Raw genomic sequence first — 6,586 nt, 5'->3', positions numbered from 1 at the left:
CGCCACCCACCCGAACCACTCTCGACCGACCAGCGCTGACAGCTCTGCACGTTTACCCGTACTCAGCTCTGCACTCCAAGTAGTACGCCGACACGACTGGACAGAGAGCGCCAGAACCCTAACATTCAGATATGAGGGGATTCGCTCCGAAGCCCTGTCCCAGCACGAGCCCCTGGAAACGAGGAGACGCTGCAGCGATGGACGAGCTGACACGAGAACTAGAAACAGCCACATGGCGCAAGTCCACCCGATCAGGACCCGATGGCGGCAACTGTGTTGAGGTCGCCGAACTCTCCGGAAAGCGCCGAGGCGTCCGCGACAGCAAGAACCCAGCCGGCCAGCGCTGGTCTTCGCCCCCGGCGAATGGGACTCCTTCATCGGCGGCGTGAAGGGCGGCGAGTTCGACTAATCAATCTGCCCCCAGGAAGGGAAGACCCCCCAACTCATACGGGGAGCCTTCCCTTGATCCCAAAGATTACCGAAACTCGCCGCGAGAAGAATTTAGAGCAAAGCGTTTAGCAGCGAGCCTCGCGAGGTTCCACCACGCTCGACAATCTGGTAGGCCACCAGAGCATCGTCCGTACCAGTGGCGAGGACGAGCAGAATCCGATCCCCTCCCCCCATGGCCTCCCCCACTCGAGCCGCCAGCCTGCTCAGCGCCGTCGTCGGCGTTCACGAACGTCCGCTTCGCCTTCACCACTGCGATGGGCAGACCCGGACAGTAGTCAAGCTCGTAGTCGGCGCACAGCTGCGCGCCCCGCTTCGACCTGCCTCCGGCGACCATGATCTTCCCATCCGTGATGGTGTACTCGCCGACCACCTGGCCCCGTTCCGACCCCAACTATTTCAGTTGATGTTCAACGAGCATCCGCCGGGTTTCATTCTCACGAGGAAAAGAGACCCATAGGCCACAGCCAACCGACGCCATACTCGAGCCAGGCGAAACACCCCATTCTCGAACAAAGCTCGAACGCGCCATGCCTTTCACCGCGTTTAAGCTTGTTTGTTGATGTGATGTTGATTACCGTGTGACCACGTGAGGGACGCCGCCTCCTGATCAGTTCTGGTGCAGCGAGCCGTACAAGGGGATCATCTTGGCCGACCTCGAACGCCCGGCGATGCGGTCCGTGGCGGAGCGGATCCAGCGGCTTTCGGACGAGCACTGGTGGGCACTCGATCCCTCCTGTCGCCTAATGGAGAAGGACGCGTGGGTGGGTCCCACAGGCGACCGGTTCGACGCCCAGGTCCACGCCGACCGGCGGGAGTTGCAGAACATGCTCGCGCAGGCCGTACACAGCGCCAACCAGAAGCTGGCCTCCCTTCAGGACAAGCCATGACGGAGTTCACCGGGGTGAAGCCGTCTGAATTCGACACGATGGCGAGCAAACACACCGAGGCCGCCAGGCGGCTGGAGGAGTTGGCGCAGGCTCTGCACAGTGAGTTGCAGAGCGCCGGGCTGGACACCTCTCCGGCGGCGCGGCTGAGGCAGTTGGCCGGACGGGTGACCACGCAGGCCGAGGATCTGCGGCGGCGGCAGAAACTGGTCCATGAGCTGCAGCGGCAGAAGGTCACCTTCGGCATGAGCACGGCCGCCGGGAGCTTCCTCGACATGCCTGATGGCCTGGAAGCCGCCAAGGGGCTGCTGGACGGGACACTGGCGGGTCGCGCCGCGCTGAACGCTGCGGACGGGGACGCCAGAGCGCTGGCCGAGCTGGAGAAATACGCGTCTCGGGGTGGGGATGCGGAGTTCGTGAAGGCGTTCCTGGGCACGCTGGGCGCCCGGGGCATGACGCAGCTGCCCGGCTCGCTCGCCGCGCAGTTGCGTGACGCCCGGAACGGCGGGGACTCCGATCGCGTGGCCCAGCTGTCCAGCCAAGGCAAGAAGACCCTGCGCATGCTGAGCACGGCTCTCGCCAAGTCGACCGACCCCAAGAATCCCGCGTACATGGGCGCCGGCTTCAGCAAAGACCTGGTGAAGGAGGGTCGGGCCGAGCACAAGGCCGGTGACACGAAGTATTCGGGATACCAGGCCCAAGGGCTCATCTGGCGTGCCCACGATGGGAAGCCGCCGTTCTCGAAGGAGTTCATGGAGATCGTCGGGCGTGACGTGATCGTTTATGAGCATGAGCAGCGCAAGGACCAGTGGGCGGCGAGCCAGGACCTGTTGGGCCGTACCTTCGCGGGAAGCCAGATCCCCATATTCGACCTGGCCGGCTCGTTTGGCCTTGGCAGCCTGCTGAAACCGGAAGCGTATGTGAACAGTCCAGGTATGAAGGCCGCATCATCGGTGGTGGACGATCTGTTCCACGCGGCGAAGTCGAGTCGAGAGGCGTCCCAGGCGCTACTGGACCACACCCCGGCCGGGTGGAAGGAGTCTGTGCTCGACTATCTGCTGACGACCCGGTGGGGCGCTTCCCGGTATCTGGGCGACTACAAGTCGATCAGAGACATGCTGGTCACCGCGACGACTGGCCAGGATGCGACCTCCAAGAAACTGGCCGCCGAGATGATCAAAGTCGTCGCCGATGACGTACGCGGCGCCTTCGGCAAAGGCGAGAGCGGCAACCTGGAGATCAAGAACAGAGATGCATTCGATCGTCTCGCTCCCCTGCGTTATCCCCTGGGCCGCGCGATCGCCGCCAATATCGACGAGCTCTCCCGGCTGGTCCTGAACCATGCGACCTTCGGCAAGGTCGTGGCCCAGGACATGGACTACGCGCTGGCGCTGGCGACCGCCGACGACGACGCGTTTGAGGTACTAGTGAGGGCGCAGACCGAACACATGCGGGCGGCGCTCGACACCGTGCCTCCGGTCGGTCTCGACGCCTCTAATGCCGAACGGCTCGGTTTCACGAAGTCCGATGTCAAGGAGTACGACTTCGACGGGGATGGGCGGGTCGACAAAGCTGACATTATTCAGTTCTTGACGGACCGGACCGTGGCGGAGGCTCGTCCCTTCACCCACATCGTGGAGATCCGCCGCCAGGTGCTGATCGCCCAGGGGTTGGACGAGGAGAAGGCGGACGAGGCGCTGAAGACCATGGTGATCGACGCGCTGGGGCTGCTCCCGGTGCCGGGAGCCAGGCAGGTGGGTCAGCTGGCCACGGGAGCTTTCGGCGAGCTGATCGGCAAGGAGTACGACAAGCTTGCAGGGGCCGGGTATGACGAGATTGCCAAGCAGGTCGCCCAGCAGATGTCCGAACACGGGCGGGGCTTGGACGAGACACACCGGACTCTGGCGGACAATCGGCTGGCGGTGGAGAGGCTAGCGGAACAGATGCTCGCCACGGCCATGCTGAACAAAGGTTTGTTTGACGAGTTTCCTATGAAGGGTCAGATATTCACCACCGGCACACCGCCGGCCATCAAACCCTTCGCGAAAATGAGCGCGCAGGAATACAGCGAGTTTCTTCGTTGGGTTCGGGACAAAGGTGGAAGCAGTAGTTTGCTCGATCGTTTCGGCGGCACCTTCCGCAGGACCAGCGAGGTAGACGACTATCTCGGCCTGCAGATCCCATCCTCCTCCGCTGGAGGTGGAAAATGAGGGATTCTCCCCTGCCTGTCACTCTGAGCGCTCTCGTGTTGCTCGTGGCAGCATGCACCCCAGGGAACGACATCGCCTCCACACCGGCGCCAGCCCCACAGCCGATCGTGGCTGTCCCGCCATACCTATGCAAGCTCGTCCCTGAGCAGGGGTTTCGTTTGGTAAGCGGAATAACCGGGTCTCTCGTGGGGAAAACGGCCGGCAGCGAGGAGAGCGGTGAGTGCTGGGCTCCTGACACGACCCCTTGGCCTCTTCAAGTGAACTGGCTGCAAGCGGACAGCGAGACAAGTCGGGAGCATTTGGACTTCCTAATGGACGACAGGCGTAACGTTTACACGCGGCACGACGGAGTGAAACTCCCTACCGACCTCGGTGACGGCATGACCGCCTACCTGACGAATAGCCCGTTGGCCGACCAGCCGTACCGGACGAGCGCGAAGTTCCTCTGCGGCGGCAAAGCGCGAATGATCGACATTTTCCTAGCCAAGGTTGCCAAAGGCAGGGACGCGATCAAGGACATGACCGAGCTCATGCGCATCGCCCAAAAACGCTACGGCCACCTCTACAACTGCACTCCCGGCACATAGCAAGCCGACCCGTCCAAGCCCGGCATTCCAAATTGTCCCGCCAAGGCCCACTCGCCCGACCCCGCCATCAGACACCGGTCGATCTTTGCCACACCGAGACGGATAAAACCACACCCGCCTCCCGACCCTCGGCCGCCACAACCATCAACCGCTTGCGACCATGTGCTCACACAACGTGGGACCGGCCGTCACGGCCGAGATCCCTTCCAGCTAGCGCAAAGGCCGGGGTACATGAACGAAGAGGCGGAGACTAGCGACGTGAAACTCCGCGTGGAAGCCCTCAAGGCGACAACGCGTCCCGCCAATACAGCCTCCAGCGGCTCCCGAGCCCGCCGCCGACATGCGAATCTCCCGACAGAGAGCAGCAGCAGCTGTCACTGCGGCTGCTCATGCATGGAAGGCATCCACGCCGCCATCCTCTCAACCGCGATCGCCGTAGCCCAGGTGAGAGTCGAAATGGCCGGCCTCCAGACGGCGATATCCCAGGACTTCGCGGTGCTCGGCGATGAGGTCGCAGGTCTTCGCCGGCACGCCCACGAGCACCTCTCGTCCGCTCAGTCCCTGATGCTGCGCAGATTCGACTCCCTGCAGTGCTCAGTGATCGACCTGGGACTCAGACTCGATCGGCTGCTCGACGAGAACGGCGCCTAGGATCAACGTGAGTCCCCGATCTGTACCGGGGACTCACGCGACAGCCAAGTCCCAGGGTCAGCGGGCGGCGCGGTTGACCGCGGAGATGATCGCCTTGAGCGAGGCCGTCGTGGTGTTGGCGTCGACGCCCACCCCCCACAGCACCCGCCCGTCAACGTCGCACTCCAGGTACGAGGCCGCCTTGGCGTCGGAGCCCGCGCTCATCGCGTGCTCCACGTAGTCGAGCACCCGCACCCGGATGCCCACCTTGGCGATCGCGTCGATGAAGGCCGAGATCGGCCCGTTGCCGACGCCCTCGATCTCGCGGATCTCGCCGTCGAGCCGTACGTCGGCGCCGATGCGGTCCTTGTCGTCGCCCGCCGATTCGTGGCGGTGCGCCATGAGGCTGAGGCGGCCCCAGCGGTTGCCCGGGTTGGGCAGGTATTCGTCGGCGAAGATGGCGTACATCGCGGCCGGGCTGATCTCGCCGCCTTCGGCGTCGGTGCGCGCCTGGACGACCTTGGAGAACTCGATCTGCAGCCGGCGCGGCAGCTCGAGCTGGTGGTCGGCCTTCATGATGTAGGCGACGCCGCCCTTGCCCGACTGGCTGTTGACCCGGATGACCGCCTCGTAGCTGCGGCCGATGTCCTTGGGGTCGATGGGCAGGTAGGGGACGGCCCACGTGTAGGAGTCGACCGGCACACCGGCTGCGGCGGCGTCGGCCTCCAGGTGGTCGAAGCCCTTCTTGATGGCGTCCTGGTGGGAGCCGGAGAAGGCGGTGTAGACCAGTTCGCCGCCCCACGGGTGGCGCGGGTGGACGGGCAGCTGGTTGCAGTATTCGACGATGCGGCGGACCTCGTCGATGTCGCCGAAGTCGATCTGCGGGTCGATGCCCTGGGAGAACAGGTTCATGCCCAGGGTGACCAGGCAGACGTTGCCGGTGCGCTCGCCGTTGCCGAACAGGCAGCCCTCGATGCGATCGGCGCCGGCCATGTAGCCCAGCTCGGCGGCGGCCACGGCGCTGCCGCGGTCGTTGTGCGGGTGCAGCGACAGGACGATCGAGTCGCGGTACTTCAGGTGGCGGTGCATCCACTCGATCTGGTCGGCGTAGATGTTGGGCGTGGCCATCTCGACCGTGGCCGGCAGGTTGACGATGACCTTGCGGTCGGGCGTGGGCTGCCACACGTCGTTGACCGCGTCGCAGACCTCGACGGCGTAGTCGAGCTCGGTGCCGGTGAAGGACTCGGGAGAGTACTGGAAACGTACGTCCACGTCGGTCGCGTCGGCGAGCTTCTTGACCAGCTTGGCGCCCTCGACGGCGATGGCGGTGATGCCGTCGCGGTCCTGCCCGAACACCACCCGGCGCTGCAGCGTGGAGGTGGAGTTGTAGAGGTGCACGATGGCCTGCTTGGCGCCCTCGATCGACTCGAAGGTGCGCTCGATCAGCTCGGGCCTGGCCTGGGTCAGGACCTGGATCACCACGTCGCCGGGGATCCGGTCCTCTTCGATGATCTGCCGGATGAAGTCGAAGTCGGTCTGGCTGGCGGCCGGGAAGCCTACCTCGATCTCCTTGTAACCCATCTTCACCAGCAGCTCGAACATCTGCAGCTTGCGGTGGGCGTCCATCGGGTCGATCAGGGCCTGGTTGCCGTCGCGCAGGTCCACGGCGCACCATCGCGGCGCTTCGGTGATGACCTGATCAGGCCAGGTGCGATCGGTCAAACGGATCGGCTCGTACGCCTGATAACGCTGGAAAGGCATGGGGCTGGGCTGCTGAGCGGTCATGTCGGGAGCTCCTCGTCGGTCGAAAGAAAAGCGGCCGACG

General features: G+C 64.3%; 6 protein-coding genes. 5 read left to right on the top strand and 1 reads right to left on the bottom strand.

Features of this window, described 5'->3' with window-relative positions; translation table 11 throughout:
- Nucleotides 1–131: 131 nt before the first annotated feature.
- From AB0F17_RS41540 to AB0F17_RS41520, 5 genes are all read left to right on the top strand, one after another.
- Nucleotides 132–389: a DUF397 domain-containing protein gene (locus AB0F17_RS41540; RefSeq protein ID WP_358034837.1), complete on the top strand. Its 258-nt coding sequence runs from the start codon at nt 132–134 to the stop codon at nt 387–389.
- Nucleotides 390–1,094: 705 nt separating this feature from the next.
- Nucleotides 1,095–1,337, top strand: coding sequence for a hypothetical protein (locus AB0F17_RS41535; protein ID WP_358034835.1), 243 nt, complete (start codon nt 1,095–1,097; stop codon nt 1,335–1,337).
- Nucleotides 1,334–3,544: a hypothetical protein gene (locus tag AB0F17_RS41530; protein ID WP_358034833.1), complete on the top strand. Its 2,211-nt coding sequence runs from the start codon at nt 1,334–1,336 to the stop codon at nt 3,542–3,544. The genes AB0F17_RS41535 and AB0F17_RS41530 overlap by 4 nt, the downstream gene beginning before the upstream one ends.
- Before the next feature lie 380 nt (nt 3,545–3,924).
- On the top strand, nt 3,925–4,131 hold the full coding sequence (locus AB0F17_RS41525) for a hypothetical protein (RefSeq protein ID WP_358034830.1): 207 nt from the start codon (nt 3,925–3,927) through the stop codon (nt 4,129–4,131).
- A 444-nt stretch (nt 4,132–4,575) separates the two neighbouring features.
- Nucleotides 4,576–4,782, top strand: a complete 207-nt coding sequence (locus AB0F17_RS41520; RefSeq protein WP_358034827.1) for a hypothetical protein — start codon at nt 4,576–4,578, stop codon at nt 4,780–4,782.
- Nucleotides 4,783–4,839: 57 nt separating this feature from the next.
- Here the strand turns inward: AB0F17_RS41520 and leuA are convergent, their stop codons facing one another.
- Entirely contained in the window at nt 4,840–6,546 is a 1,707-nt protein-coding gene (gene leuA, locus AB0F17_RS41515; protein WP_358034824.1) for a 2-isopropylmalate synthase, read from the bottom strand.
- Between the last annotated feature and the right edge of the window lie 40 nt (nt 6,547–6,586).

The organism is Nonomuraea sp. NPDC026600, assembly GCF_040638335.1.
Taxonomy (GTDB): Bacteria; Actinomycetota; Actinomycetes; order Streptosporangiales; family Streptosporangiaceae; genus Nonomuraea.
Note: the sequence above shows the minus strand (reverse complement) of the source record. Positions and strands in the feature narration are given on the sequence as shown.